This is a genomic window from Cellulosimicrobium cellulans (genome assembly GCF_007679345.1).
Lineage (GTDB): Bacteria > Actinomycetota > Actinomycetes > Actinomycetales > Cellulomonadaceae > Cellulomonas > Cellulomonas cellulans_A.
Genome location: NZ_VEGH01000001.1, coordinates 214805 through 240526 on the forward strand (window position 1 = coordinate 214805; position 25722 = coordinate 240526).

Genomic DNA, 25722 nt, shown 5'->3' on the forward strand with positions numbered 1-25722 from the left:
GTGAGGAGGAGGGCACCGTGACCGACGCCGAGGAGCCGCGGCGGGGCCTGTTCGGCCGGCTGGCGGAGCCGCTCGCCGAGCGCACCCGGGAGCGGATCGAGCAGGTCGAGGACCGCGTGCGCCGCTCGGTGCAGGCGGAGATCGACGCGGTCACCCGCTCGGTGCGCGCCCGCGCGGTCGAGGTCCGGCCGAGCGCGCTCGCGTTCGCGTCCGCGCTGCTGCTGACCGTCTTCGGCCTCGCGCTGCTCGTCACGGCGGCGGTGGTCGGGCTGGCGGAGGTCGTCGACCTGTGGCTGGCGGCCGTCCTCGTCGGCGTGGTGCTCATCGGCGCGGCCGCGGGCCTGGCCGCCTGGGGCCGGCACCGGCTGCCGGAGCGGGTGCGGGCCACGCCCCCGCCGCCCGGACCGGCGCGCGACGCCGACCTCGTCCACCCCTGGACCGACTGACCCGCACCACCCACCGCGCGGATCCCCCCGTCCCACCTGCGCAGATCACGCGGACGGGCCAGACTGGGGCGGAACGCCTCCCGTCCACGAAGGAGCACCGGATGACGACGACATCGGGCAGCGGGTCCGGCCCGGACCAGCAGTCGATCGGCCAGCTCATCAGCCGGCTCAGCGAGCAGGCCGCCCGGCTGGTGCGCGCGGAGATCGACCTGGCCAAGGCCGAGCTCGCCGAGAAGGCCAAGGCCGCGGGGATCGGGATCGGGCTGCTCGCCGGCGCCGCGTTCTTCGGTTTCTTCACCTTCGCCGTGCTGATCACCACCGTGATCCTCGCGATCAGCGAGGGCCTGGCACCCTGGCTCGCGGCGCTCATCGTGCTGGTCGTGCTCGCGATCATCACGGGGGTCCTCGCGCTGGTCGGCGTGAAGAGCCTGCAGAAGGGCACCCCGCCGACGCCCGAGAAGGCCGTCGCCGGCCTGAAGCAGGACGCCGAGACCGTCCAGAAGTCCGTCAAGGAGGGCCTGAGCCGATGAGCGACTCCCCCACGCCGAAGCCGACCATCACCGCGCTCGAGACCGAGGTCGCGCTCACCCGCGCCGAGCTCGCGGGGACCGCGGACGCGCTCGCGGAGCGGCTGAGCCCCAAGCGGCAGGTCGCCGACGCGCGGTCGGCCGCGGAGAAGCTCTGGCGCGACGCGGTCGGCAGCGACCCCGCCGCCGACCCCGCCAACCGGAACCGGGCGCGCGGGATCCTGGCCGGGGCCGTCGGGGCGCTGGCCCTCGTGGTGGTGCTCGCCGTCCGCCGCTGACGGGGCGGGGCTCAGCCCCCCGCCTCGTGCGCGAGGAGCACCCGCTTGGCGTCGAGCCCGTAGTAGTAGCCGCCGAGCGTGCCGCCGCTGCGCAGCACCCGGTGGCAGGGGACGAACGGCGCCACCAGGTTCCGCGCGCACGCGGACCCCGCGGCGCGCACCGCCGTCGGGCTCCCTGCCGCCGCCGCCAGCTCGGCGTACGTCGCCGTCGAGCCCGGGGCGATCGCACGCATCGCCGCCCACGCGCGCTGCTGGAACGGACCGCCCGGCTGCGCCACCGGCACCGTGTCCAGCGCACCCACCTCGCCGGCGAGGTAGCGGGCGGCCGCGTCGGCGACGAGCGCGGGGCCGGCGCCGCGCGCCGCCAGGCCCGCGGGGTCCACGCGCTCGTGGCCGCGCGCCGCGAGGTCGAGCGGGAGGCGGGCCGCCATCGCCGCCACCGGGCCGAAGCCGGCCGCGCGGACGACGCCGTCCTCGGTGAGCAGCACGGCCAGGTCACCGGCCGGGGACGGCAGGACCGCCGCGAGCAGGGGCGCGGCGGGGTCGAGCAGGGGGGACGCGGCGGTCGCGGTGTCGGTCATGGCACCATCCTGCGCCCGCCGGCGTCGAGGCCACCGGCGGTGATCGGACACGGCGACGCGCACGCGCGGCGCCCGCGTCGGGCGGGCGTCGGCAGGCCGCCGTCGGCGGACGCGGACGGCCCGGGCACGCGGTCGGCGGACGCGGGCGCCCCGAGCCGCCGTCAGCGGGCGCGCACGGGCAGCCGGGGGCGCGGGCGGTCGCCGGGGCCGCCGGGTGGGCGGCGGCCCGGCCGGGCCGCCTCGGTGGCCTCAGACGTCGTCGCCGCGCTGGCCGGGGATGCCGCCGAGCAGCTCGCGGACCTCGGTCTCGCGGTAGCGGCGGTGACCGCCGAGCGTGCGGATCGACGACAGCTTGCCGGACTTCGCCCAGCGGGTGACCGTCTTCGGGTCGACCCGGAACAGGCTCGCGACCTCGGACGGGGTCAGCAGGATCTCGTTCTCGGTGTGGGGGGCAGACACGTCAGACCTCCGGGGTGCCCTCGTGGCGACGACCGGTCGGGTGACCCGCCGTCATGACAGACAGAAACGTGGTCATCGGTACCGCTGCCCGGCCGCGGCCGGGCTGCATCGGCATCGGTGACGTCATCGCGCTCGACCCCCCTTGCGCCCCCACCGTGACCACGGTGTCACGTGCGACCTTCCGACAACTAGTACCAACGTCCCATTCCGGGACAAGCGGTAACTATGGGGACAATCTAGGTCGAACCCGACATGACTGCGCGTCGACGCCGTGCGCCGAACGGGCGGTCCCCGAGCGTGCACGCGCCACTCGTCCGGGTGGGTGACGGCCGGCGCGCTCCCCGCGAAGCGCTGCGACCGGGACGTTCGTCCCAGTTCGCGGCACCGGCGATCGAGCGTGCCCACCACCCGCACCACCCATCGTCCCGACCGGCAACTGCGTTCGCCAGTGGCGAAGATCACATCCGACGCGTCTCCCTCACCCCGGACCTGGGTCCCACGCAGCCGCGTTCGCGGGACTGCGCCGTCGGAGCACGTCGGACCCGCCGGGGCGCGCGGGTGCGCACCGGTGCGCGTCGGCCGCGGGCGCCCTCCCGAGCGGCCCGGGGCGCGCACGACCTCCCGGGCGAGTGGTCGGAATGCCGGGGGACCATGTACCGTTGCGTCACGAACAGACTATTCAGCATCCCGGGGCCGCACGTGTGAGCACGGAGCCGCCCCGCTTCCACGTTAGAGGGGGTCGATGCCATGGGGCGCGGCCGTCAGAAGGCTAAGCAGACGAAGGTGGCGCGGGAGCTGAAGTACTTCAGTCCCGACACCAACTACCGGGCGCTGGAGCAGGAGCTCACCGGCCACCGGAACGACCTCGTCACCGACAGCCGACAGGACTCCGACGACGAGGGTGACGACTACCCCCCTCGATGGGCGGACGAGCGCTGAATACCCGGGTCGGCAGCCGCCTCGCGCGGCACCGGCCCCGCCGCTGACACCCAGCGGCCACCCGCACGACGAGCCGGGCCTCCTCGCACCGTCAGCGACGGTCGCAGGGCGGGCCCGGCTCGTGCGCTGCCCGGGGGGGTTGCGGACGCGGCGTCGTGGTGCGCCCGCTGCGCGCGCACGTCGCCACGTCCGGGTGCACGCGCTGCGTGCGGAGACGCTGGCGCGCCCGGCTCGTGCACCGCGCCACGCGGGCGGGCCCGCCCGACGCGCGGCAGGTGACCGTGCCACCCGGGCGCTCAGGCCGTGCGGTACACCCCGCTGAGCCGCACCGCGCCGCCCTGCACGCCCTTGGTGCCCGCGACCAGGTCCGGCCCGCCCTCGGCGTCCGCCGCGGTCAGGTCCCGCACCTCGCCGAGCCGCCAGGCGGTCAGCCCGAGCTCCGCCGCGTGCCGCTCGACCGCGTCCGCTCCTGCGGCGTCGACGATGGCGACCATGCCGACGCCCAGGTTGAGCGTCCGCTCCAGGTCGGTCCAGGGCACCGCACCCGCGGCCTGCACCAGCGAGAACACCGGCGGCAGCGTCCAGGACCCGCGCGGCACGTCCGCGACCAGGCCGGCGGGCAGCACGCGCGCGACGTTGGCGGCGAGGCCGCCGCCGGTGACGTGGCTGAACGCGTGCACCGCGCCGTCCGCGCGCTCGACCAGCGCGAGGCAGTCGGACGCGTACACCCGGGTCGGCTCCAGCAGCTCCTCGCCGAGCGTGCGCCCGAGCTCCGGCACGTGCCGGTCGAGCGACCAGCCGGCGTGCGCGACGACCCGGCGCACCAACGAGTAGCCGTTCGAGTGCAGGCCGCTCGACCCGAGGGCCACCAGCACGTCGCCGGCCCGGACCCGCTCCGGGCCGAGGAGGGCGTCCGCCTCGACCACGCCGGTCGCGGCGCCGGCCACGTCGTACTCGTCGGGGCCCAGCAGCCCGGGGTGCTCGGCGGTCTCGCCGCCGACCAGCGCGGTGCCGGCGACCGAGCAGGCCGCCGCGATCCCCCGGACCACGTCGGCGATGCGCTCCGGGACGACCCGGCCGCACGCGATGTAGTCGGTCATGAACAGCGGCTTGGCGCCCACCACGACGATGTCGTCCACGACCATGCCGACCAGGTCGGACCCGATGGTGTCGTGCACGTCCAGGGCCTGCGCGATCGCGACCTTCGTGCCGACGCCGTCGGTCGAGGTGGCGAGCAGCGGCCGGCGGTAGCCGACCAGGGCCGAGGCGTCGAACAGCCCGGCGAACCCGCCGACGCCGCCCAGCACCTGCGGCCCGTGCGTCGCGCGCACGGCGTCCTTCATCAGCTCGACGGCCTTGTCGCCCGCCTCGGTGTCGACGCCGGCGGCGGCGTAGGTGATGCCCTCGGTCACGGGTGCTCCAGCGCGTTCGAGCCACCGGTCCCCGGGACCAGGGTGGCGAGTCCGTCCTCCGGAGCGCCGAGCGGCAGCTCGTTCTGCTCCAGCAGGTGCTTGCCGAGCCGGTCCTGCGACGGCAGCTCGATGGGGTACTTCCCGGTGAAGCACGCGGTGCACAGCTGCGCCGCGGGCTGCTCGGTGGCGGCGATCATCCCGTCCATGGAGATGTAGCCGAGCGAGTCGGCGCCCAGGGAGGACCCGATCTCCTCGACCGCGAGGCCGTTGGCGATCAGCTCCGCCCGGGACGCGAAGTCGATGCCGTAGAAGCACGGCCACTTCACCGGCGGGCTGCTGATCCGCACGTGCACCTCGGCCGCGCCCGCCTCGCGCAGCATCCGGATCAGCGCGCGCTGGGTGTTGCCGCGCACGATCGAGTCGTCGACGACGACCAGCCGCTTGCCGCGGATGACCTCCCGCAGCGGGTTGAGCTTGAGCCGGATGCCGAGCTGGCGCAGCGTCTGCGACGGCTGGATGAACGTCCGACCGACGTAGGCGTTCTTGGTGAGGCCCTGCCCGAACGGGATGCCGGACGCCTGCGCGTAGCCGACCGCCGCGGGCGTGCCGGACTCGGGCACCGGGATGACCAGGTCGGCCTCGACCGGGTGCTCCTTCGCCAGGCGGCGGCCCATCTCGACGCGCGCGGCGTGCACGGAGCGGCCGGCGATCGTCGTGTCCGGGCGGGCCAGGTACACGTACTCGAACACGCAGCCGGCGCGCTGCTGCGGCTCGGTGAACCGCTGGGTCCGCAGGCCGTCGGCGTCGATCGCGACGAGCTCACCCGGCTCGATCTCCCGGACGAACGACGCGCCCACGATGTCGAGCGCCGGCGTCTCCGAGGCGACCACCCAGCCGCGCTCCAGCCGGCCGAGCACCAGCGGGCGGACGCCCTGCGGGTCGCGGGCGGCGTACAGGGTGTGCTCGTCCATCCAGACCAGGCTGAACGCGCCGCGCAGCCGCGGCAGGACCTCCAGCGCCGTGGCCTCGAGCGTGTGGTCCTGGTCCCCCGCGAACAGCGCCGTCACCAGCGCGGTGTCGGTCGTGTTGCCGCGCGCGAGCTCCCCGCGCCGCTGGGCCCCGTACCGCTCGGCGACCAGGTCGACCAGCTCGGCCGTGTTCGTGAGGTTGCCGTTGTGCGCGAGGGCCACGGTGCCGCCGGCCGTCGCGCCGAGCGTCGGCTGCGCGTTCTCCCACGTGCTGCCGCCGGTCGTCGAGTACCGCGCGTGCCCGACGGCGATGTGGCCGTGCAGGGCGTTCAGCGCCGTCTCGTCGAAGACCTGGGACACGAGGCCCATGTCCTTGTAGACGAGCAGCTGCTCGCCGTTCGACGTCGCGATGCCCGCCGACTCCTGGCCGCGGTGCTGCAGCGCGTACAGCCCGAAGTAGGTGAGCTTCGCGACCTCCTCGCCGGGAGCCCAGACCCCGAACACGCCGCACGCGTCCTGGGGTCCCTTCTCGTTCGGCAGGAGGTCGTGGTTCAGCTTGCCGTCTCCGCGGGGGGCCACGACTCCATGGTGACACATGCCACGCGCACCACCGTCCGGCGTCCGGGACCTCGGTCCCGGACGGGCGAGGGCCGGGCCGTGCCGGCGCGCGGGGGCCGGCGGCGGGTCAGCGGCGGCTGCGCCGGTCCGCCACGAGCGCCGCCAGCGCCCCCACGAACGCCCCGATGATCGCGCCGATCAGCGCGGACGCCGCACGCGCGCCGCCCTGGCCGCCGAGCACGCCGATGAACGCCTGCGGGTCCGACCCCGCCAGACCGCTCGACGACCCCGCGAGCAGCGCCGCGACCAGGCCGACCAGCGCTCCGAGCAGCACCCCCGCGGTGATGAACGCGCCGATCTTCGGGGCGCGGCGGACGCGGGCCGGCTCGGCGACGCGGGCGAGCGTGGCCTCGTCCGGCACCTCGGGCACCGTGGGGGCCGCGGGGTCGGGGGCGGCCTCACCGGGCGCCGCGTCCGCCGGACGGGGCGCGGGGGCCGTCCCTGCCGCGTCGGCCGGCGCGGGCGCGGGGTCGGTGGGGGCGGTGCCCCGCTCGTCGTCGGGTCGCCCGGGTTCGGTCGTGTCGGCCACCCGCAGATCCTAGGTCGTCCCCGCCGACGCCCTAGGCTCGGGTCGATGCAGACCGCCGCCGACCCCGCGCCGCGGTACCCGTCCACGATCGCCGCGCCGGTCGAGCACGAGCTGGTGATCAAGAAGTCCCGGTTCCTCGCCCTGGTGCAGCCGGTGTCCTCGGTCGCGGAGGCGGACGCCGTCGTCGCGGCGGTGCGGAAGCGGTACTGGGACGCCCGGCACCACTGCGTGGCCCTCTCCGTCGGGCCGCTCGCCGAGCAGCAGCGGTCGACCGACGACGGCGAGCCCTCCGGCACCGCCGGCGTGCCGATGCTGGAGGTGCTGCGGCGCCGGGAGCTCACCGACCTGGTCGCCGTCGTGACCCGGTACTTCGGCGGCGTCCTGCTCGGCGCGGGCGGCCTGGTGCGGGCGTACTCGACGGCCACCTCCGAGGCGCTGGACCGCGCGCGCCTGGTCCGGCGCAGCGCCGCGGTGCGGGTGACGGTCGACGCCCCGCACGCCGACGCCGGCCGGCTGCACGGCGTCCTGCGCGACTGGGCGGACGCGCATGAGGCCTCCCTGGACGACGTCGCCTACGCCGCGGAGGCCCGCTTCACCCTGCTGATCCCGCCGGCCGCCCTGGACGCCTTCGACGCGGCCCTGGCGGCGGCCACCGCAGGCACCCTCCGCGCCGCCCGCGGCCCCACGGTCATCCTCTCCCGCTAGCCCTCCCTCGGCGAGGTCGAGGCTTTGCGGGCTCAGCGCCGCCGCAACCGCTCGACCTCGTAGGGAAACCCTCGACCTCGGCGGGGCTACGGGCTGGGGCGGGGGCGGGTGGCCTGGAGGGGGAGCCAGTCCGCCAGGTCGGCGCGCTCGCCCGAGGCGTGCACCCGGCCCGCGGCCAGCGCCTCGTGCCACGACTCCGCGCCGGTGGCCAGGGCGAGCCAGGTCTGCGGGTCCGTCTCCACGACGTTCGGCGGGGTGCCGCGGGTGTGCCGGGGACCCTCGACCGCCTGGACGGCGCCGTCCGGCGGGACGCGGACCTCGACGGTGTGCCCGGGAGCGACGTCGGCGAGCTCCTCGAGCGTGAACCGGACGGCGGTGCGGCGGGCGGTCAGGTCGGTCGGGTCGGCGCGCCAGGCGGCGACGGCGGCCCGGCCGACCGCGGGGTCGGTGCGGCGACGGGGAGGCATGGCCCCATCATCCCCGGTCGCGGCGACGCGCACCCGTCGCGACCGCGGCCCCGGGCGTCCGGCCCGGGGCAGGATCGACGCCCATGAGCCGCACCCCCGCCGAGCCCATCACGACCGAGGCCGGCACGGCCCAGCCCGCGACCGAGCCGCGCCCGCGGGCCACGCGGGCCGCGCTGCGGGGCGCACTCGCGGCGACGGTCGCGGGGCTCGCCGCCACCGGCACCGTGGTCGCGCTGGCGGTCCGCGCCGGCTGAGCCCGGCGTCAGCGGGCCGGGCGGCCCTGCTGGAACCGGTGGTACGCCGCCGTCGCGCGCCGGACCCGGTTCCGCTCCGCCGCGGCGAGCGCGGCGTCCGCCCGACGCTCCTGGTACGCCGCCTCGCGCGCCAGCCGACGCCACGAGTCGAGCCGCCGCGCGGGCAGCGTGCCGTCCTCGACGGCCGCGAGCACCGCGCAGCCCGGCTCGGTGCGGTGCGCGCAGTCGGCGAACCGGCAGCCGGCGGCGAGGTCGGCCACGTCGGCGAACGTCGCGTCCAGCGCCGCCGGGTCCGCGACCAGACCGACGCCGCGCAGACCCGGGGTGTCGATCAGGCACGCGCCCCCGGCGAGCGGGACGAGCTCCCGGTGCACGGTGGTGTGCCGTCCGCGCCCGTCGGCCCGGCGGTCGCCGGTCGCCATCACGTCGGCGCCGGCCAGCGCGTTCACGAGCGTCGACTTCCCCGCGCCCGACGGCCCGACGACCACCAGCGTCCGCCCGGGCCCGAGCAGGGCCCGCACCGGCTCCAGCCCGGTGCCGGCCGCGACGCTGACCGCGTGCACCTCGGCGCCGATCGCGAGCGCCCGCACCTCGTCGGCCATGCCGTCGGGGTCCGGCACCAGGTCCGCCTTGGTCAGCACGACGACCGGCGTCGCCCCCGACCGCCAGGCCAGGGTCAGCAGCCGCTCGACGCGCCCGGGGCTCGGGTCGGGGTCCAGGTGCTCGACGACCAGCACGACGTCGACGTTCGCCGCGAGCACCTGGGCGCGGGACGTGCGGTCGGCGCCGTCCCGCACCACGGCGGTGCGGCGCGGTCGGAGGGCGACGAGCAGCGGGGCCCCGTCCGGGCCGGCACCCAGCACGGCGTGGTCGCCCACCGCCGGCGGCACCGCGTCCCCGGGGACGCCGTCGGCGTCGAGCAGCGGCACCAGCCCCTCGCCGGGCAGCGGCACGCGCACGGCCTCCTCGGCGGCACCCGCCGGGGCGTGGTCGCCCGGGGCGTGGTCGCCCGGCGCACCGCCGCCCGGGGGCAGCACGAGCACGGCCCCGCGGTCGACGCGCACCACGCGCCCCGCGGCGCCCGGGAAGACGGAGCCGGAGGAGGACATGCCGACGACGGTACTTTTTCGCGCCCGTTCGCACCGCTCCCCCGGCCGCCCGTGCCGCGGAGGGCAGGGGCGCCGGGAGGGGTGACGCGGCCCGGTCGCCGGGGGGTGCTGCCGCCGGCGACCGGGACGACCCGCGGTCCGGCGTCAGCCGAAGTGGCGCGGGAGCGTCGCCTCGTGCGCCGCGCGGGCCTCGGCCAGCGGCAGCGTGAACAGGCCCGTGACCTCGACGGCCGGCGCGTGCACGTGCTGCTCCGGCGCGTCCTGCGTCGGGGCGCCCGCGCCGGGGCTGCACGTCTCCGCGGTGGCACCGATGGCGAGCGCGGGGACGCCCTGCGCCGTGCACAGGTCCTCGAACCGCACGGCCTCGGACCGCGGCACCGCGACGACGGCCCGGGCCGCCGACTCCGAGAACAGCGCCTCGAACGGGGTCACGCCGTCGCGCTCGCACAGCGCCGCCAGGTCGACCTGCACACCCACGCCGTACCGCAGCGAGGACTCGACCAGCGCCTGGGCCAGCCCGCCCTCGGACAGGTCGTGCGCCGCGTCGACCAGGTCGTCCCGCGACGCCCGGACCAGCACGGTCGCGAGCCGGCGCTCGGCCTCGAGGTCCACCTGCGGCGGGGTGCCGCCGAGGTGCGCGTGCGCGACGTCGGCCCACGCGGAGCCGTCGAGCTCGGGCCGCGTCGTGCCCAGCAGGTAGACCGACTGCCCCGGGGTGGTCCAGCCCGACGGGGTGGCCTCCGCGACGTCGTCGATCACGCCGAGCACGCCGACGACCGGCGTCGGGTGGATGGCGGAGTCGATCTTCCCCGGCTCGCCGGTCCCGTTGTAGAGGGAGACGTTGCCGCCGGTGACCGGAACGCCGAGCACGGCGCAGGCGTCGGCCAGGCCCTCGATCGCCTGCACGAGCTGCCACATCGACGCCGGGTCCTCGGGGCTGCCGAAGTTCAGGCAGTCGGTGACGGCGAGCGGCTTCGCACCCGAGGCGGCGACGTTCCGGTACGCCTCGGCGAGCGCGAGCTGCGCGCCGGCGTACGGGTCGAGCTTGGCGTACCGGCCGTTCGCGTCGGTGGCGAGGGCGACGCCCAGGCCGGTCGACTCGTCGACGCGGACCACGCCGGCGTCGTCGGGCTGGGCCAGCGCGGTGTTGCCCTGCACGAACCGGTCGTACTGGTCGGTGACCCAGGACTTCGACGCGAGGTTCGGCGACGCGAGCAGCTCGAGCACGGTGGCGCGGAGCTCCTCGGGCGACGCCGGCCGGGCGTACCGCTGCGCGCCCTCGGGGGTGCTCACCGAGTCGGCGACCAGGCCGTCCTGCCACTCCGGGCGGGAGTACGGGCGGTCGTAGACGGGCCCCTCGTGCGCGACGGTCTTCGGGTCGACGTCCACGATCCGCTGCCCGTGGTGGTCGATCGTCAGGCGGCCGGTGCCGGTGACCTCGCCGATGACGGCGGTCTCGACGTCCCACCTGCCGGTGATCGCCAGGAACTCGTCGAGCTTCTCCGGCGTGACGACCGCCATCATCCGCTCCTGCGACTCCGACATGAGGATCTCGCCGGCGGTCAGGGTGGGGTCGCGCAGCAGCACGTTCTCCAGGTCGACGTGCATGCCGCCGTCGCCGTTGGACGCGAGCTCGGAGGTCGCGCAGGAGATGCCCGCCGCACCGAGGTCCTGGATGCCCTCGACCACGCGGGCCGCGTACAGCTCCAGGCAGCACTCGATGAGCACCTTCTCCATGAACGGGTCGCCGACCTGCACGCTCGGCCGCTTGGAGGGCTTGGTGTCGTCGAACGTCTCGGACGCGAGGATGGAGGCGCCGCCGATGCCGTCGCCGCCCGTGCGCGCGCCGAACAGGACGACCTTGTTGCCGACGCCCGAGGCGTTGGCCAGGTGGATGTCCTCGTGCCGCAGCACCCCGAGGCACAGCGCGTTGACCAGCGGGTTGCCCTGGTAGGAGGCGTCGAACACCAGCTCGCCGCCGATGTTCGGCAGGCCGAGCGAGTTGCCGTAGCCGCCGACGCCCGACACGACGCCGTGCACGACGCGGGCGGTGTCGGGGTGGTCGACCGCGCCGAACCGCAGCTGGTCCATGACCGCCACCGGCCGCGCGCCCATCGAGATGATGTCGCGGACGATCCCGCCGACGCCGGTCGCGGCGCCCTGGTACGGCTCGACGTACGACGGGTGGTTGTGCGACTCGACCTTGAAGGTCACCGCCCAGCCGTCGCCGATGTCCACGACGCCGGCGTTCTCGCCGATGCCGACCAGCAGGTGCTCGGTCATCTCCGGCGTGACGCGCTCGCCGAACTTCCGCAGGTGGGTCTTGCTCGACTTGTACGAGCAGTGCTCCGACCACATGACGGAGTACATCGCGAGCTCGGCGGCCGTGGGACGGCGGCCGAGGATGTCGCGGATCCGCTGGTACTCGTCCGGCTTGAGGCCGAGCTCCGCGAACGGCTGCTCCTGGTCGGGGGTCGCCGCGGCGTGCTCCACGGTGTCGGACTGCCCCGACGACGAGGGCTCGGCGGTGTGCTGCGAGGTGGGCGCGCTGGTCATCGAATCCCTCGGGCTGGGCGCCCGCGCGTGCGGCGGTCGGTGGACCGGGCCGGCGGCGGCGGGCGGGCATCGGCAGACGTGACCCAGGTTACCCGCGCGCCGGGCGCGCCCCGTACGCCCGCCCGGCGGGCGGACCGCGCGCCTCCGGCGCCGGCCACCGGGCGGGCGGCGTCGGGCCGGCCGGCATCGCCGAGCGGGTACTCGACGCGTCGAGCGAGCAACCGGCGACTGCTCGCTCGACGTGTCGGTTGCTCGCTCGACGGTGGGGCGGGCCGGGGGCGGGCGGGCCGGGGGCGGGCCGGAGGGGCCGGGCGGGGCGGGCGGGCGGGGCGGGCGGGCGGCGGTGGGTGGCGGGTGCGTGCCGTCACAATGGCGCGGTGACGCGACGCGCCCTCCTGGCCCTGCCGGCCGCCGCCCTGCTCGTGTCGCTGCTGCTCGCCGGGTGCACCGCGGACCGCGCCCCGGGTCCGACCGCGCCCGCGCCGGCCACCACCGCGTCCTCCCCCGACGGCGGGGCCTCCCCCGACGCCGCCGCGGTCCGTGCCGACGGCACCCCCGTGCCCTCGGGCCCCGTCACGCTGTCCGTGCTGGCCCCGGCCGGCCCGCCCACGGCGACGCCCGCCGAGGACGACGCCGTGCTGCTGGCGGTCGCCGTCCCGGCCGACGACGCCGCCGCGACGCTGGTCACCGTCGCGACGCTCGCGCCGCCGGAGGGCGGGACCGTCGACGTGCTCGACGACCTGTCGGCCGTGGTCCGGGACGCGGACGGCGGCGTGCTCGCCGGGCTCACCGCGCCGCTGCTGGACGACCCCGGCGGCCGCACGGTCCGGGTCCGCGCCGCCGGCGACGGCGCCGTCACCTGGCTCGCGGAGGGCGCCGCCGGGTCGGGGGCGGCCGGCGGCACGGTCACGGCGACGTTCGCCGCGACGGCCGTCCTCGACGCCACCTGGCGGGACCTGGCCGACGAGGGCGGCCGCTCGCTCGCCGTCGAGCCCGCGGCGTGGGCCCGGCACGGCAGCCTCGCCGCCGAGGAGGCGGTGTGGTCCGCGCTCGTCGCCGCCGAGCCGGAGGCGGACGCGCAGAACGTCCGGGACCAGCTCACCTGCCACCTGATCGGCGCGCCCGACAAGGCGACCTGGAACCTGGAGCCGTGGCGGCCCGACGTCGGGCTGCTGGAGACCATCGGGGCGCTCTGCAACCCGTCCTGACGACCCGCGCGCCCGCATGCCGGACCGCCCGTCCCGGTCCCTGGTCGGTTGTTGCTACAGTCATCCGCATCATGCGCCACACGACCACCTCCGCACGCACCCGCGCCTGTCGACCCGCGTCGACCGCCGCGTGCTGTTGTCGCCGCTGAGCGCCCCGCGTCTCTGACGCCCGCGCGTCCCTGACGCGCCCGGCGAGCCGCCGCACCCGCGCCGGCGCCGCCGACCGGAGCCCGCTCCGTCCTCACGCGCCCGCCGCGCCGCCCCGTCCCGGGAATTCCCGACCCGCCGGTCTGGTTCCGGTCCACCGGGGAGCCGTGGCGCCGACGCACGCACCCGGCCGCGGGCAGCCCGCCCGCCGCCCGGACGCACGCCCACCCCCCCCCACGCGCGGCACACCGCCGCGCGGCCCTCCCGGAAGGACACCCCCGTGAGCACCCGTCGCTCCCGCCGCGCCCCGCTCGGCGCCGCCCTGGCCGTCGCCGCCGCCCTGGCGCTGGCCGCCTGCGGCTCCGGCTCGGGCTCCGGCGGCGACTCGTCCGCCGCCTCGGGCACGCCCGACGCCTCGGCCGAGATCGTCATCGGCTCCACCAACGAGCCCACCGGGCTCGTCCGCAACGTCGGCGGCTCGTCCGGCGTCTCGCAGACCATGACCCGCAACGTGTTCGAGGGCCTGACCTCGGTCGACGTCGACGGCCAGGTCATCCCGACGCTCGCCGAGTCCTGGGACGTCTCCGAGGACGGCCTGACGTACACGTTCCACCTGCAGCCGGACGTCACCTTCCACGACGGCACCCCGCTGACCGCGGACGACGTGGTGTGGAGCATCTCCGAGGCGATCGGCCCGGAGTCGAAGTCCGCCCGCAAGAGCGACCTGCTCGTCATCCAGCAGGCCACCGCGGTCGACGACGCCACCGTGCAGCTCGACCTGTCGCGGCCGTCGCAGGGCCTGACGTTCTACCTCGCGTCCGTCACGATCGTGCAGGACGGGGACAAGGAGCTGACCAGCGACAACGGCACCGGCCCCTACCGGTTCGTCGAGTGGGTGCAGGGCGACCACCTCACCATCGAGAAGTACGACGGCTACTGGGGCGAGCCCGCGAAGAACGCCGGCGTCACGTTCCGGTTCTTCCAGGACACCACCGCGCTGAACAACGCGCTGCTCACCGGCGACCTCGACCTCGTCATCGCCGAGGACTCCCCGGACCAGCTGGTCCAGTTCGAGGACAACCCGGACTTCACGATCACCGAGGGCACCTCGACCACCAAGCAGATCTGGGCGTTCAACGACCGCGAGGCGCCGTTCAGCGACGTCCGCGTCCGCCAGGCGCTCTACAAGGCGATCGACCGGGACGCGATCCTGTCGGCGGTGTGGGACGGCTACGGCCAGGTCATCGGCTCGATGGTCCCGCCCACCGACCCGTGGTTCGTCGACCAGGCCGACGTGCACGGCTACGACCCGGAGGCCGCCGAGGCGCTGCTGGCGGAGGCCGGCGTCACCGACCTGGAGATCTCCGTGGACTACATCCCGGACGACACCACCGAGGCGATCCTCGCCCTGCTCACCAAGAACCTCGCCGACGTCGGCGTCTCCCTGACGCCGAACCCGATCGACGACGCCACCTGGTACCAGAAGGTCTACACGGACCACGACTTCCAGTCCACGCTCATGGGCCACGTGAACCCGCGCGACGTGCTCTGGTACGCGAACCCCGAATTCTACTGGGGCTACGACAACCCGCAGGTTCAGGAGTGGGTCGCCCAGGCCGACGAGGCGAGCACCGAGGCCGAGCAGGTCGACCTGCTGAAGCAGGTCAACGAGACCATCGGCGAGGAGGCGGCGTCCGCCTGGCTGTACCTGGACCCGCAGATCCGCGTCGCCCGCTCGGACGTCACCGGCTTCCCCGTCGACCAGGTGACCGAGTCGTTCTACGTCGCCGACATCGTCCGGGAGTCCTGACACCGTGCGCGCTGCACTGCTGCGGATCGGCGCCCTGCTGATCTCCCTCGTCCTGGCGAGCGTCGTCGTGTTCGTCGTGCTCCGGCTGCTGCCGGGCGACGCCGCGGGCGCGACGCTCGGCGTGGGCACCACCACTGACCAGCTCGACCAGCTCCGCTCGGAGCTCGGGACGGACCAGCCGGTGGTGACGCAGTACGTGCAGTGGCTCGGCCAGATCGTCCGCGGGGACCTGGGCACGTCGTTCGTGTCCCGGCTCCCCGTGGCCGACCTGATCACGCAGAAGCTGCCCATCACGGTGCCGCTCAGCCTGTCCGCGTTCGTCCTGGCCGTGCTCGTGTCGGTGCCCCTCGGCGTGATCGCCGCGGTGCACCGGCGCGGGCCGGTCGGGGTCGCGGTGTCGGCCGTGTCCCAGCTCGGCGTCGCGGTGCCGGTGTTCTGGGTGGGCGTGCTCCTCGTGCTCGTGCTTGCCCTGCAGGCCCGGTGGCTGCCGGCCGGCGGGTTCCCGCGCACCGGCTGGGACGACCCCGCGGCCGCGGTGCGGTCGCTGGTGCTGCCGGTGGTGACCGTGGCGATCGCCATGTCGGCGGTCATGGTCCGGTACGTGCGGTCCGCGACCCTCGACGTGCTGGACCAGGACTACCTGCGCACCGCGCGGTCCCTCGGCTACGGCCGGTGGCACGCGCTGGCGCGGCACGGGCTGCGCAACGCGGCCGTGCCGGTCGTGTCGATCCTCGGCATCGAGCTGGCGACCTCGCTGCTCGGCGCCGTGGTAATCGAGAACGTGTTCGCCCTCCCGGGGCTGGGCACGCTGCTGCTCGACTCGGTGACCTCCCGCGACCTGCCGGTGGTCCAGGCGCTCGTGCTGGGGCTCACCGCGATCGTGCTGATCATGAACGCGCTGGTCGACCTCGGGCAGCGCGCCATCGACCCGCGGCTGCGGACGGCGGAGGTGACGGCGTGACCGGCGAGCTGACCACCACGACCCCGGTCGCGCGGGACGTCGGGGCGCCCGGCGCCGCGCCGGGGACGCCCGCGACCGGGCGGGTCCGCGGCGCCCGCCGCCTGCCCCCGTCGCTCGTCGTCGGCGCCGTCCTGGTCGGGATGGTCGCCCTGGTCGGGCTGGTGTCGCTGTTCTGGACCCCCTACGCCCTCGACGACACCGGCACCGGCGAGCGCCTGGCGGGCCCGAGCGCCGCGCACTGGGGCGGCACCGACCGCCTCGGCCGCGACCTGCTGTCCCAGCTGATGACCGGCGCGGGCAACGCCCTGGTCGTCGCGGTCGCCTCGATGCTCGTCGCCGGGGTGCTCGGCGTCGCGGTCGGCGTGCTCGCCGGCGCCACCCGACGCTGGGTCGACGTCACGCTGCTCTCGGCGGTCGACCTGCTGATCGCCTTCCCCACGCTGCTGCTCGCCATGCTCATCGTCACGGTGCGCGGCGCCTCCCTGTCGTCGGCGATCTGGGCCATCGGCATCTCCGGGTCCGCCGTCATCGCGCGGGTCACCCGGGTCAACGTCGCCCGGGTGCTGCGCGAGGACTACGTCACCGCCGCGCACGCCGCGGGCACCGGCTGGTGGGGCACCGTGCTGCGGCACGTCGTCCCGAACGTCTGGCCGACCCTGCTGGTGCAGCTGATGCTGCTCGGCGGCGGCGCCGTGCTCGCCGAGGCGTCGCTGTCGTACCTCGGCCTGGGCGCCCCGCCGCCCAACGCGTCCTGGGGCCGGCTGCTCCAGGAGGCGCAGTCGACGATGCTGGTCCAGCCGTGGGGCGCGATCCTGCCCGGCGTCGCGATCGTCGTGGCCGTGCTCGGGCTGAACCTGCTCGGTGACGGCATCCGCGAGCGCACCGACCCGAACCTGAGGGGGGACCGATGACCGCGCTGCTGTCCGTCGAGGACCTGACCGTCACCACCTCGACCGGGCGCCGGATCCTCGACAGCGTCTCCTGGTCGCTGGACGCCGGCGGCCGGCTCGGCGTCGTCGGCGAGTCGGGCTCCGGCAAGTCGATGACCGCCCTGGCCGTGCTCGGCCTGCTGCCCGAGGGGATGCGGGCCACCGGCCGCGTCCTGCTCGACGGCGAGGACCTGCTGACCCTGCCGCCCCGCCGCCTGGCCCGCGTCCGCGGCGGCCAGGTCGCGATGGTGTTCCAGGAGCCCCTGACCGCGCTCGACCCGCTGATGACCGTCGGCCGGCAGATCACCGGCCCGCTGCGGCTGCACCGCGGGCTGCGCGGCGCGGCGGCACGCGACGAGGCCGCCCGGCTCGCCCGGCTCGTGCACCTCGACGACACCGAGCGCATCCTCGGCTCCTACCCGTGGCAGCTGTCCGGCGGGCAGCGGCAGCGGGTCGCCCTCGCCATGGCCCTGGCCTGCGAACCGCGGGTGCTGCTGGCGGACGAGCCGACGACCGCGCTCGACGTGACCGTCCAGGCCGAGGTGCTCGACCTGCTCGACGACCTCGTGGACCGGACCGGCGTCGCGCTGGTCTTCGTCACGCACGACCTGCCCGTGGTGGCCCGCGTCGCGCGGGACCTGGTGGTCATGCGCGACGGCCGGGTGGTCGAGCACACCTCGGTCGCCGCGGCGCTGGCCGGGGGCGAGGCCGCGTACACGCGGGAGCTCGTCGGGGCGGCGCGGGCGGTCACGGGGCTGCCCGGCGGCGGTCCGGCGGCCGGTCCCGCGACGCACGAGGAGGCGGCCCGATGACCGCGACCGTCCCGACCCCCGCCGGCGCGCCGGACGCCCCTGCCGCGCCCGTGCTCGAGGCCGTCGACGTGGTCCGCACCTTCGGTGCCACCCGCGCCCTCGACGGCGTCTCCGTGCGCGTCGAGGCCGGCCGCAGCGTCGGCATCGTCGGCGAGTCCGGCTCCGGGAAGTCGACCCTGCTGCGCCAGCTGCTCGCCCTCGACTCCCCCACCGCGGGCGAGGTCCGGTACCGCGGCGAGCCGCTGGCGCGCCGCGACCGCCACCTGCTCCGCCGGCTCCGCGCCGACGTCCAGCCGGTGTTCCAGGACCCGCGGTCCTCGCTCGACCCCCGGATGCGGGTCGGCGCCGTCGTCGCGGAGCCGCTGCGCTCGCTCAAGGTCCCCGGCGACCACCGGGAGCGCGTCGCCGAGGTGCTGGGCGCGGTCGGCCTCGACCCCGACGTCGCGGCCAGGTACCCGGCGCAGTTCTCCGGCGGGCAGCGGCAGCGCATCGCGATCGCGCGGGCCCTGGCGCCCCGGCCGTCGGTGCTGGTCGCCGACGAGCCCGTCTCCGCGCTCGACGTGTCCGTGCGCGGGCAGGTCGTCGACCTGCTGCAGCGGCTCGCCGCGGAGCAGGGGCTGACCCTGGTGCTCGTGTCGCACGACATCGCCATCGTCGGGCGGCTGTGCGAGCGGACCGTCGTGCTGCACCACGGGCGGGTCGTCGAGGAGGGGCCGACGGCGTCGGTGCTGGCGGACCCGCAGGAGGCGTACACGCGCCGGTTGCTGGCGGCGGTCCCGCAGCTGCCGGCGGTCTGAGTCTCGGGCACGACCTCGGGTGGAAGGTTCTGCCGGACACGCCACGGGCGTCTCCGGCAGAACCTTCCACCGTGGGCGGGCACCCGGGGCGGCCCGGCGGCCCGCCCCGCCCCGCCTCACCGCCGCGGCTTCGGCTCCGGCACCGGCTCCGTCCCCGACGCCCGGGCGGCGCGCTGCGCCTCCCGCGCCTCCGCCTGCCGCGCGGCCTCCGCCCCGGACGCGATCTCGGCCCGCACGTGCTCCGGCCCGTACCCGAACGCGTCGACCAGGTCCTGGGCGTGCGGCCGCAGCCGGACGAGCAGCCGCTCGATGTAGGAGGTCACGGTGCGCGCCCGGCCCGCGGACAGCCGGCCGTTCACCAGGTACCAGGCCAGGTTCCGCTCGATGACGGTCAGCCCGAACAGGTCCCGCAGCCGGGTCAGCACCTGGCGGGTGCCGGCGTCCGGCACCGCGTCGAGCGCCCGGGTGAACGCCTCCCACTGCAGCAGCTCGGCGTGCGCGCGGGCGGCCTCGACCAGCTCGTGCTGGTGGGCGTCGAACAGCTCGGCGGCCACCTCCGGCGTCGCGCGGCGGGCCGGGCGGAGCGCCTGGGCGAGCTCGGCGACCATCGTCGCCACCCGGTCGGCGAGCAGGTCCCGCTGGGTGTGCGGGTCCCGGAGCTGGCCGGCCGACCGCCGGGCGTCGCCCGCGTCGACCAGCGTCTGCACGGCGCGGGCCAGCGGCATCCGGTGCAGCGCGGCGTCCGCCGCCTTGCCCGCCACCAGCCGGGCCATGACCGCCGGGTCCCCGCCGACCTGCGCGGCGTAGCGGGCGAGCAGCCGCTTGCCGACGAGCTGGTAGAGCACGGTGTTGTCGCCCTCGAACGTCACGTACACGTCGAGGTCGGCGCGCAGCGAGCTCAGCCGGTTCGCGGTGAGGAAGCCGGCACCACCGCACGCCTCCCGGCAGGTCTGCAGGGTCCGCAGCGCGTGCCACGTCGACGTCGGCTTCAGCGCCGCCGCGAGGGTCTCGAGCTCCTCGCGCGACTCCGCGGTGTCGTCGCGGCCCGAGAACACGTCGTCGAACGCGGCGAGCAGGTGCTCGTGCGCGAACGTGGCGGCGTAGGTCTCGGCCAGCAGCGGGAGCAGCCGGCGGCGGTGCTCGCCGTAGTCGAGCAGCACCACCTCGTCGGTCGGCGACGCCCCGGCGAACTGCCGGCGCTGGTTGCCGTAGGTCACCGCGACGACCAGGCCGAGCTTCGCCGCGTTCACCGCCGCGCCGTCGAGGGACACCCGCCCCTGCACGAGGGTGCCGAGCATGGTGAAGAACCGGCGGCCGGGGCTGGCGATCGGGGACGAGTACGTCCCGTCCGCGGCCACCGAGCCGTACCGGTCGAGCAGGTCGGCCCGCGGGACGCGCACGTGGTCGAACCACAGCCGGCCGTTGTCGATGCCGTTCAGGCCGCCCTTGAGGCCGTCGTCCTCGCCGCCGACGCCCGGCAGGAACTCCCCGGTCGCGGCGTCCCGGATCGGCACGTGGAACGCGTGCACCCCGTGGTTCACCGGCCGCGGGTCGTCCGGACCCTGCGACACGAGCTGCGCGAACACCACCGCCGCGGTGCCGTGCTGGCCCGCGTTGCCGAGGTAGTCCTTCCACGCCGCGCGGAACGGCGTGTGGATCACGAACTCCTCGGTGGCGGGGTCGTACGTCGCGGTGGTGCCGATGCTGGCGACGTCCGAGCCGTGGCCCGTCTCGGTCATGGCGAACGCGCCGGGCACGTCGACCGACATCGCGCCGGGCAGCAGCCGGTCGTGGTGCCGCTCGGTGCCGAGGTGCAGGATCGCGGACGCGTACAGGCCCCACTGCACGCCCGCCTTGATCTGCAGCGACGGGTCCGCCGCGACCAGCTCCTCGAACCGGGCCAGGCTGCCGCCGTGGTCGTCGGCGCCGCCCAGCCGCTCGGGGAACGCGCGCAGCACGTCGCCCTCGCGCGCCAGCGTCCGGAGCTGGTCGAGGACGCGGGCGCGGTGCTCGGGGACCGCCAGGCCCTCGACGCGCTGGAACCGCGGCTGGGCGACCACGTCGCGCGCGCCGCGGCGCAGGTCGGCGTACCGGCCGAGCAGCACGTCGGTCAGCCGGGGCACGTCCACGCGCGGATCCGCGTGCCGGCTGCCGTGCGGGTGGCCGGCGCCCGTGGGCCGGACGGTCGCCGTCGGGTTCGTCACCGCCGGGCCGGGGGTGGTGGCCGGGGTCGGTGCGGTGGTCGTCATGCGTGTCTCCCCTGTGTCGGTGCGTCGCCGTCGGCGCACGCTCGGGTGGATCAGCCGGGCTGGTCGCCCGGGTCCCGCTGGTCCGGTGCCGGTCGCCCGGCCTGCTCGCGGGAGCGGACGCCGACCGGCCCCGCCCACAGCCACGCCGCGACCCGGGTGGCCACGTCCTCGCGGTCGGCATCCGACCCGCCGGCCTCCGCGAGCCACCGCTCGCCCGCGCCGCGCACGAACCCCACGGCGCCCGCGGCCCACAGCCGGGTCCACGCGGCCCCGTCGCCCTCCGACGCGTCCGGACCGAGGGCGCGCACGAACGGCGCGGCGACGAGCTCCGTGACGGAGTCCAGGAAGTGCCCCACCGAGCCGCCGCGGGTCACGAACGCGTACACGTGCGGCGAGGACTCGATCATCGACAGGTAGGTGTCGACCATCCCGCGCAGTGCGTCCCGCGGCGTGCTCGCCCCCGCCGCCGCGGCGTCCAGGGCGTCCCGGATGTCGGCGACGACGGCCGCGGCGACCGCGAGCTGCAGCCCGTCCTTGTCGGTGAAGTACCGGTACACGATCGACTTCGACGTGCCCCCCGCCGCCGCGATGTCGTCCATCGACACGTCGGGCCCCTGGTGGTGCACGACCCGGCGCGCGACGCGCACGAGCTCCGCGCGGCGGGCCTCGCGGTGGTCCTCCCACCGCGTCGACCGGCCGTCGTCCGTCGTCGTCGACGGTGCACGCGTGACCGGGCTCACAGAACCGACGGTATCAAGTACTGTGAGTTTCGGGCACCGCGCAAGGGACCGAGGTCCCAACACCGGCGACCCGGGACAGCACCACCCAGCGACATCGACGACGATGCGGGAGGACCCCCACATGGCAGCGACCCCCACCCCGACGGCCGGCGCCACGCGCGCCGTGGTCGTCGGCGGCAACCGGATCCCGTTCGCGCGGGCCGGCGGGCCCTACGCCCGGGTGAGCAACCTCGACATGCTCACCGCGGCGCTCGACGGGCTCGTCGCCCGGTTCGGGCTGCAGGACGAGGTGCTGGGTGAGGTGGTCGCCGGCGCGGTGCTCAAGCACAGCCGCGACTTCAACCTCACCCGCGAGGCGGTGCTCGGCTCCCCGCTGTCGGCCCGCACCCCGGCGTACGACCTGCAGCAGGCGTGCGCGACCGGCCTCGAGGCGGTCGTGTCGATCGCCAACAAGATCCGGCTCGGGCAGGTCGAGTCCGGCGTCGCGGGCGGCGTCGACTCCGCCTCCGACGTGCCGATCGCCGTCAGCGAGGGCCTGCGCCGCACGCTGCTGGCGCTCGCCCGGGCCAAGACGGTCCCGCAGCGCCTCCAGGCCGCCGCGGCGCTCCGGCCCGGCGACCTCAAGCCGGCCACCCCGCGCACCGACGAGCCGCGCACCGGGCTGTCGATGGGCGAGCACCAGGCGCTCACCACCGCGCAGTGGGGCATCAGCCGGCAGGCCCAGGACGAGATCGCGTTCGCCAGCCACCAGCGGCTCACCGCGGCCTACGAGGACGGCTTCTTCGACGACCTCGTCACCCCGTACCGCGGCCTCGTGCGCGACCAGAACCTGCGCGCGGACACCTCGCTGGAGAAGCTCGGGAAGCTGAAGCCGGTGTTCGGCACCCGGCTCGACACCCCCGCGACGATGACGGCCGGCAACTCGACCCCGCTCACCGACGGCGCGTCCGCGGTGCTGCTCGCCTCGGAGGACTGGGCGCACGCCCGCGGCCTGACCCCGCTCGCCGCCGTGGTCGACGCCGAGACCGCCGCCGTCGACTTCGTGCACGGCGAGGACGGGCTGCTGATGGCCCCGGTGTACGCGGTGCCGCGGCTGCTCGCGCGGCAGGGCCTCGGGCTCGGCGACCTGGACTACGTGGAGATCCACGAGGCGTTCGCGTCGACCGTGCTCACCACCCTCGCGGCCTGGGAGGACAAGGAGTTCTGCCTGTCCCGCCTCGGCCTGGACGACGCCCTCGGGTCCGTCGACCGCGAGCGCCTGAACGTGCACGGCTCGTCCCTGGCGGCCGGGCACCCGTTCGCCGCGACCGGCGGGCGCATCGTCGCGACCGTCGCCAAGACGCTGCACCGGCGCCGCGCGGAGCTGCTGGCCGCGGGCGAGGACCGGCCCGTCCGCGCCCTGGTGTCGGTGTGCGCCGCCGGCGGCCTGGGCGTCGCCGCGATCCTGGAGGCGGTGTGATGGCCACCGACACCTACCTGGACCTGGTGAACAGCGGGTTCACCGCGAAGGTCGCGAAGCAGCTCGGCCTGCCCCGCCCGGCGCGGCTGCGCCGGTACCGCGCGGGCGCGCCGCTGGTCGACGGCCCGGTGCTGGTCCTCGGCGAGGGCGGCGACGCGGACACGCTCGCGCAGTTCCTGTCCGGCACCTCGCCGGAGCACAAGGGCTGGGACCTGGACGTCCGCCGGCACGCCGGCGAAGGCACCCGGTTCGCGGCCGTCGTCCTCGCACTGACCGAGGTCGCCCACCCCCGGGACCTGGCGGAGCCGCTGCTGGCGCTGGCGCCGGTGCTGAAGACGCTGGCCCCCGGCGGCCGGGTCGTCACCGTGTCCCGCGCGGCCACGCCCGACCAGGCGCCCGCGCTCGCCGCCGCGCGGCAGGGCGTCGACGGCGCGCTGCGGTCGATCGCGAAGGAGCTGCGCGCCGGGGCGACCGGCAACGGCGTGGTCCTGGCCGACGACGTGCCGGTCACCGCGCCCGCCGTGCTCGGCGCGCTCCGGTTCCTCCTGTCCGCACGGTCCGCCTACGTCGACGGCCAGCTGCTCCCGGTCGACTCCGCAGCCGGCGCGCTGCCCGCCGACTGGGAGCGGCCGCTGGACGGCCGGGTCGCCGTCGTGACCGGCGCCGCGCGCGGCATCGGCGAGGCCATCGCGACCACGCTCGCCCGGGACGGGGCGACCGTCGTGGCCGTCGACGTGCCGGCGGCGGGCGAGGCGCTGGCCGCCGTCGCCAACCGGGTCCGCGGCACGGCGCTGCAGCTCGACGTCACCGCCGACGACGCGGGCGCCCGGATCCTCGAGCACGCGCTCGGGCGGCACGGGCGGCTCGACGTCATGGTGCACAACGCCGGGATCACCCGCGACAAGCTGCTCGCCAACATGACGCCCGACCGGTGGGAGTCCGTGATCGCGGTGAACATCGCCGCCCAGCTCCGGATCAACGAGGCCCTGCTGACCTCGGGCGACTTCGCCGACGCGCCGCGGATCGTGGCGCTCGCGTCGACGTCGGGGATCGCGGGCAACCGCGGGCAGAGCAACTACGCCGCGTCCAAGGGCGGGGTCATCGGCATGGTGCAGGCCACCGCGCCGCTGCTCGCCGCGTTCGGCGGCACCGCCAACGCCATCGCGCCGGGGTTCATCGAGACCGAGATGACCGCGCGGATGCCCGCGCTCACCCGGCAGGTCGCACGCCGGCTCTCGTCGCTGCAGCAGGGCGGGCTGCCGGTGGACGTGGCGGAGGCCGTGGCGTTCCTCGCGTCGCCGCAGGCGGGTGGGGTCGTCGGGCAGGTGCTGCGGGTGTGCGGGCAGAGCATGGTGGGCCGGTGACGGCCGCCGAGGCTCCGGCGCGGGACGCCGCGACCCCTGACGGGCCACGTCCGGGCGGCGGAGGGGCGGACGGGTCGGCACGGCCCGGCGGTCGGCGCGTGCTCACGCTGGCGCAGTCCCCGTCGCTCGCCGGGCTGTACGCGCGGGCGGGGCTGGCCTCCGGCCGCGCGGCGGTGGGCGGGCCGGTGCGCCGGGCCGTGGACCGGCGGCGCGCGGGGCCGGCCGGGGAGGCGGGGCCGGACGCGGGGTCGGGGCCGGCCGGGGGGTCCGGGGCGGCGTCGGACGGGCCCGCGGCCACCACGCTGCCCGCCGTCGAGCACCGCCTCGGCGGGGTGGTCCCCGACCCGGCGCAGCTCACGGCGTACCAGCACCTGGTGGGCGAGCCCGCGACGGACGTGCTGCCCGCCGGCTACGTGCACGTCCTCGCGTTCCCGGCGGCGATCGCGCTCATCGTGCGACCCGACTTCCCGATGCCGCCGCTCGGGATCGTCCACCTGGCGAACCGGGTCGAGCAACGGGCCCCGCTGCGCGTCGGGGACACCCTCGACATCCGCACGTGGGCGCAGGACCTGCGGCCGCACCGCAAGGGCGCGCAGGTCGAGCTGGTCGCCGAGGTGTGCCGAGCGGGCGCGCCCGCCGACGAGCCGCCGGCCTGGCGCGGGTTGTCGACCTACCTGGCACCGGGGGTGCGGGTGCCCGGTCCCGCGCCGGACGAGGCCGAGCGGCCGGAGTTCGTCGCGCCGGTCCCCACCGGCCGGTGGGCGTTCGACGCCGGGGCGGGGCGTCGGTACGCCGCCGTGTCGGGCGACGCCAACCCGATCCACTTGCACCCCCTGACCGCGCGGGCGCTCGGGTTCCCGCGGGCCATCGCGCATGGGATGCTCACCGCCGCGCGGGCGCTCGCCGCGGTCGGCGCCCGGCGCGGGGACGCGTACGACTGGGACGTCGAGTTCGCTTCCCCGGTCCTGCTGCCGTCGACGCCGGTGGTGCGGGTCGCCGCGGCCGGCGACGGGGTGTGGTCGGTGACGGCGTGGGACGCGAAGCGCCGGAAGCCGCACCTGACGGCGGAGGTGCGGGCGCGGGGGTGAGGCCGGCGCGGTCCGGCGGACGGGGGCTGCCTAGGTGAACAGGGCGCGGAGCATCCGCCGGACCGGGCCGCCGCGGGTCAGGCGCCGGTGCTCGGCCTCCCAGTACGCGACACCGTCCCGCGCGCGGCGGATGTCCTCCTCGAGCTCCTCGTACCTCGCGCGCTCGCGGTCGCGGGCCCGCTGCCACAGGTCGCCGCCCTCGGAGAGCCGGGCGATGTACTCGTCGACCTGGGCCTGGACCTCCGGCGGCCACCCGCGGCGCGGCCGAGGCGTCGTCGATTCGGGGTCAGGCGTCATCGCAGCGCTCCTC

The 25722-nt window shown here is 76.4% G+C and carries 26 protein-coding genes; 15 read left to right on the forward strand and 11 right to left on the reverse strand.

Features of this window, described 5'->3' with window-relative positions:
• Positions 1-17: 17 nt before the first annotated feature.
• From FS882_RS01020 to FS882_RS01030, 3 genes are all read left to right on the forward strand, one after another.
• Complete coding sequence (locus FS882_RS01020) at positions 18-446, forward strand: phage holin family protein (protein WP_222848085.1); 429 nt, start codon at positions 18-20, stop codon at positions 444-446.
• A gap of 101 nt (positions 447-547) precedes the next feature.
• Complete coding sequence (locus tag FS882_RS01025; protein ID WP_158369919.1) at positions 548-976, forward strand: phage holin family protein; 429 nt, start codon at positions 548-550, stop codon at positions 974-976.
• The gene (locus FS882_RS01030; RefSeq protein ID WP_158369921.1) at positions 973-1251 is read left to right on the forward strand and encodes a DUF3618 domain-containing protein; all 279 of its coding nucleotides are present in this window, start codon (positions 973-975) and stop codon (positions 1249-1251) included. The genes FS882_RS01025 and FS882_RS01030 overlap by 4 nt, the downstream gene beginning before the upstream one ends.
• Before the next feature lie 11 nt (positions 1252-1262).
• On the opposite strand, the gene FS882_RS01035 is transcribed toward FS882_RS01030, so the two are convergent.
• Together FS882_RS01035 and FS882_RS01040 are read right to left on the reverse strand one after the other, a co-directional pair.
• A complete protein-coding gene (locus FS882_RS01035) occupies positions 1263-1832 on the reverse strand; it encodes a methylated-DNA--[protein]-cysteine S-methyltransferase (protein WP_158369923.1) in 570 nt (189 codons plus the stop codon).
• A gap of 249 nt (positions 1833-2081) precedes the next feature.
• Entirely contained in the window at positions 2082-2291 is a 210-nt protein-coding gene (locus FS882_RS01040; RefSeq protein WP_139405057.1) for a BldC family transcriptional regulator, read from the reverse strand.
• A 747-nt stretch (positions 2292-3038) separates the two neighbouring features.
• Here FS882_RS01040 and FS882_RS01045 point away from each other — a divergent pair.
• Positions 3039-3230: a DUF3073 domain-containing protein gene (locus FS882_RS01045; RefSeq protein WP_147794565.1), complete on the forward strand. Its 192-nt coding sequence runs from the start codon at positions 3039-3041 to the stop codon at positions 3228-3230.
• Positions 3231-3526: 296 nt separating this feature from the next.
• Here the strand turns inward: FS882_RS01045 and purM are convergent, their stop codons facing one another.
• The 3 genes from purM to FS882_RS01060 form a co-directional block, all read right to left on the reverse strand.
• Complete coding sequence (purM, locus tag FS882_RS01050) at positions 3527-4642, reverse strand: phosphoribosylformylglycinamidine cyclo-ligase (RefSeq protein WP_158369925.1); 1116 nt, start codon at positions 4640-4642, stop codon at positions 3527-3529.
• Positions 4639-6189 carry an amidophosphoribosyltransferase gene (purF, locus tag FS882_RS01055; RefSeq protein ID WP_158369927.1) on the reverse strand — a complete coding sequence of 517 codons (1551 nt, stop codon included), beginning with the start codon at positions 6187-6189 and terminating at the stop codon, positions 4639-4641. The genes purM and purF overlap by 4 nt, the downstream gene beginning before the upstream one ends.
• Positions 6190-6295: 106 nt before the next feature.
• Positions 6296-6757, reverse strand: a complete 462-nt coding sequence (locus FS882_RS01060) for a histidine kinase (RefSeq protein ID WP_262347978.1) — start codon at positions 6755-6757, stop codon at positions 6296-6298.
• 45 nt (positions 6758-6802) lie between these two features.
• On the opposite strand from FS882_RS01060, the gene FS882_RS01065 reads away from it, so the two are divergent.
• Entirely contained in the window at positions 6803-7462 is a 660-nt protein-coding gene (locus FS882_RS01065) for an IMPACT family protein (RefSeq protein ID WP_158369929.1), read from the forward strand.
• Positions 7463-7548: 86 nt separating this feature from the next.
• Here the strand turns inward: FS882_RS01065 and FS882_RS01070 are convergent, their stop codons facing one another.
• Positions 7549-7929 carry a sterol carrier family protein gene (locus FS882_RS01070; RefSeq protein WP_158369931.1) on the reverse strand — a complete coding sequence of 127 codons (381 nt, stop codon included), beginning with the start codon at positions 7927-7929 and terminating at the stop codon, positions 7549-7551.
• An 83-nt stretch (positions 7930-8012) separates the two neighbouring features.
• Here FS882_RS01070 and FS882_RS20760 point away from each other — a divergent pair, with 83 nt between their 5' ends.
• Entirely contained in the window at positions 8013-8183 is a 171-nt protein-coding gene (locus FS882_RS20760; RefSeq protein ID WP_187365061.1) for a hypothetical protein, read from the forward strand.
• 8 nt (positions 8184-8191) lie between these two features.
• Here the strand turns inward: FS882_RS20760 and rsgA are convergent, their stop codons facing one another.
• Together rsgA and purL are read right to left on the reverse strand one after the other, a co-directional pair.
• Complete coding sequence (rsgA, locus tag FS882_RS01075) at positions 8192-9292, reverse strand: ribosome small subunit-dependent GTPase A (RefSeq protein ID WP_158369933.1); 1101 nt, start codon at positions 9290-9292, stop codon at positions 8192-8194.
• Positions 9293-9436: 144 nt separating this feature from the next.
• Entirely contained in the window at positions 9437-11848 is a 2412-nt protein-coding gene (purL, locus tag FS882_RS01080; RefSeq protein WP_158369935.1) for a phosphoribosylformylglycinamidine synthase subunit PurL, read from the reverse strand.
• A 377-nt stretch (positions 11849-12225) separates the two neighbouring features.
• Here purL and FS882_RS21500 point away from each other — a divergent pair, with 377 nt between their 5' ends.
• The 6 genes from FS882_RS21500 (at position 12226) to FS882_RS01110 (ending at position 18512) form a co-directional block, all read left to right on the forward strand.
• Positions 12226-13056: a DUF2599 domain-containing protein gene (locus FS882_RS21500; protein WP_262347979.1), complete on the forward strand. Its 831-nt coding sequence runs from the start codon at positions 12226-12228 to the stop codon at positions 13054-13056.
• Positions 13057-13483: 427 nt separating this feature from the next.
• A complete protein-coding gene (locus FS882_RS01090; protein ID WP_158369937.1) occupies positions 13484-15013 on the forward strand; it encodes an ABC transporter substrate-binding protein in 1530 nt (509 codons plus the stop codon).
• Positions 15014-15017: 4 nt separating this feature from the next.
• Positions 15018-15974: an ABC transporter permease gene (locus tag FS882_RS01095; protein ID WP_147794573.1), complete on the forward strand. Its 957-nt coding sequence runs from the start codon at positions 15018-15020 to the stop codon at positions 15972-15974.
• The gene (locus tag FS882_RS01100) at positions 15971-16885 is read left to right on the forward strand and encodes an ABC transporter permease (RefSeq protein ID WP_262347982.1); all 915 of its coding nucleotides are present in this window, start codon (positions 15971-15973) and stop codon (positions 16883-16885) included. Before FS882_RS01095 ends, FS882_RS01100 begins: the two co-directional genes overlap by 4 nt.
• Positions 16882-17715, forward strand: a complete 834-nt coding sequence (locus FS882_RS01105; RefSeq protein ID WP_158369939.1) for an ATP-binding cassette domain-containing protein — start codon at positions 16882-16884, stop codon at positions 17713-17715. The genes FS882_RS01100 and FS882_RS01105 overlap by 4 nt, the downstream gene beginning before the upstream one ends.
• Positions 17712-18512 (forward strand): ABC transporter ATP-binding protein, encoded by an 801-nt coding sequence (locus FS882_RS01110; protein ID WP_158369940.1) that lies wholly within the window; start codon positions 17712-17714, stop codon positions 18510-18512. Before FS882_RS01105 ends, FS882_RS01110 begins: the two co-directional genes overlap by 4 nt.
• A gap of 116 nt (positions 18513-18628) precedes the next feature.
• On the opposite strand, the gene FS882_RS01115 is transcribed toward FS882_RS01110, so the two are convergent.
• Both FS882_RS01115 and FS882_RS01120 read right to left on the reverse strand, forming a co-directional pair.
• Positions 18629-20761, reverse strand: coding sequence for an acyl-CoA dehydrogenase (locus FS882_RS01115; RefSeq protein WP_158369942.1), 2133 nt, complete (start codon positions 20759-20761; stop codon positions 18629-18631).
• A 50-nt stretch (positions 20762-20811) separates the two neighbouring features.
• Entirely contained in the window at positions 20812-21501 is a 690-nt protein-coding gene (locus FS882_RS01120) for a TetR/AcrR family transcriptional regulator (protein WP_262347983.1), read from the reverse strand.
• Between the two features lie 121 nt (positions 21502-21622).
• Here FS882_RS01120 and FS882_RS01125 point away from each other — a divergent pair, with 121 nt between their 5' ends.
• The 3 genes from FS882_RS01125 to FS882_RS01135 all read left to right on the forward strand — a co-directional run bounded on the left by FS882_RS01125 (position 21623) and on the right by FS882_RS01135 (position 25412).
• Positions 21623-22960 carry an acetyl-CoA C-acetyltransferase gene (locus tag FS882_RS01125; protein ID WP_158369946.1) on the forward strand — a complete coding sequence of 446 codons (1338 nt, stop codon included), beginning with the start codon at positions 21623-21625 and terminating at the stop codon, positions 22958-22960.
• Positions 22960-24324 carry a 3-oxoacyl-ACP reductase gene (locus FS882_RS01130; RefSeq protein ID WP_158369948.1) on the forward strand — a complete coding sequence of 455 codons (1365 nt, stop codon included), beginning with the start codon at positions 22960-22962 and terminating at the stop codon, positions 24322-24324. Before FS882_RS01125 ends, FS882_RS01130 begins: the two co-directional genes overlap by 1 nt.
• 98 nt (positions 24325-24422) lie before the next feature.
• A complete protein-coding gene (locus FS882_RS01135) occupies positions 24423-25412 on the forward strand; it encodes a MaoC family dehydratase (RefSeq protein ID WP_262347985.1) in 990 nt (329 codons plus the stop codon).
• A 30-nt stretch (positions 25413-25442) separates the two neighbouring features.
• Here FS882_RS01135 and FS882_RS01140 read toward each other — a convergent pair whose 3' ends face one another.
• Positions 25443-25709 carry a hypothetical protein gene (locus FS882_RS01140; protein ID WP_158369950.1) on the reverse strand — a complete coding sequence of 89 codons (267 nt, stop codon included), beginning with the start codon at positions 25707-25709 and terminating at the stop codon, positions 25443-25445.
• Positions 25710-25722 lie beyond the last annotated feature (13 nt).

Bases quoted from the DNA above. Each gene is read 5' to 3' on its own strand.
- FS882_RS01025 (WP_158369919.1), top strand. From the start codon at position 548: ATGACGACGACATCGGGCAGCGGGTCCGGCCCGGACCAGCAGTCGATC.
- FS882_RS01030 (WP_158369921.1), top strand. From the start codon at position 973: ATGAGCGACTCCCCCACGCCGAAGCCGACCATCACCGCGCTCGAGACC.
- FS882_RS01035 (WP_158369923.1), bottom strand. From the start codon at position 1,832: ATGACCGACACCGCGACCGCCGCGTCCCCCCTGCTCGACCCCGCCGCG.
- FS882_RS01045 (WP_147794565.1), top strand. From the start codon at position 3,039: ATGGGGCGCGGCCGTCAGAAGGCTAAGCAGACGAAGGTGGCGCGGGAG.
- FS882_RS01065 (WP_158369929.1), top strand. From the start codon at position 6,803: ATGCAGACCGCCGCCGACCCCGCGCCGCGGTACCCGTCCACGATCGCC.
- FS882_RS01070 (WP_158369931.1), bottom strand. From the start codon at position 7,929: ATGCCTCCCCGTCGCCGCACCGACCCCGCGGTCGGCCGGGCCGCCGTC.
- FS882_RS20760 (WP_187365061.1), top strand. From the start codon at position 8,013: ATGAGCCGCACCCCCGCCGAGCCCATCACGACCGAGGCCGGCACGGCC.
- rsgA (WP_158369933.1), bottom strand. From the start codon at position 9,292: ATGTCCTCCTCCGGCTCCGTCTTCCCGGGCGCCGCGGGGCGCGTGGTG.
- purL (WP_158369935.1), bottom strand. From the start codon at position 11,848: ATGACCAGCGCGCCCACCTCGCAGCACACCGCCGAGCCCTCGTCGTCG.
- FS882_RS01105 (WP_158369939.1), top strand. From the start codon at position 16,882: ATGACCGCGCTGCTGTCCGTCGAGGACCTGACCGTCACCACCTCGACC.
- FS882_RS01110 (WP_158369940.1), top strand. From the start codon at position 17,712: ATGACCGCGACCGTCCCGACCCCCGCCGGCGCGCCGGACGCCCCTGCC.
- FS882_RS01115 (WP_158369942.1), bottom strand. From the start codon at position 20,761: ATGACGACCACCGCACCGACCCCGGCCACCACCCCCGGCCCGGCGGTG.
- FS882_RS01125 (WP_158369946.1), top strand. From the start codon at position 21,623: ATGGCAGCGACCCCCACCCCGACGGCCGGCGCCACGCGCGCCGTGGTC.
- FS882_RS01130 (WP_158369948.1), top strand. From the start codon at position 22,960: ATGGCCACCGACACCTACCTGGACCTGGTGAACAGCGGGTTCACCGCG.
- FS882_RS01140 (WP_158369950.1), bottom strand. From the start codon at position 25,709: ATGACGCCTGACCCCGAATCGACGACGCCTCGGCCGCGCCGCGGGTGG.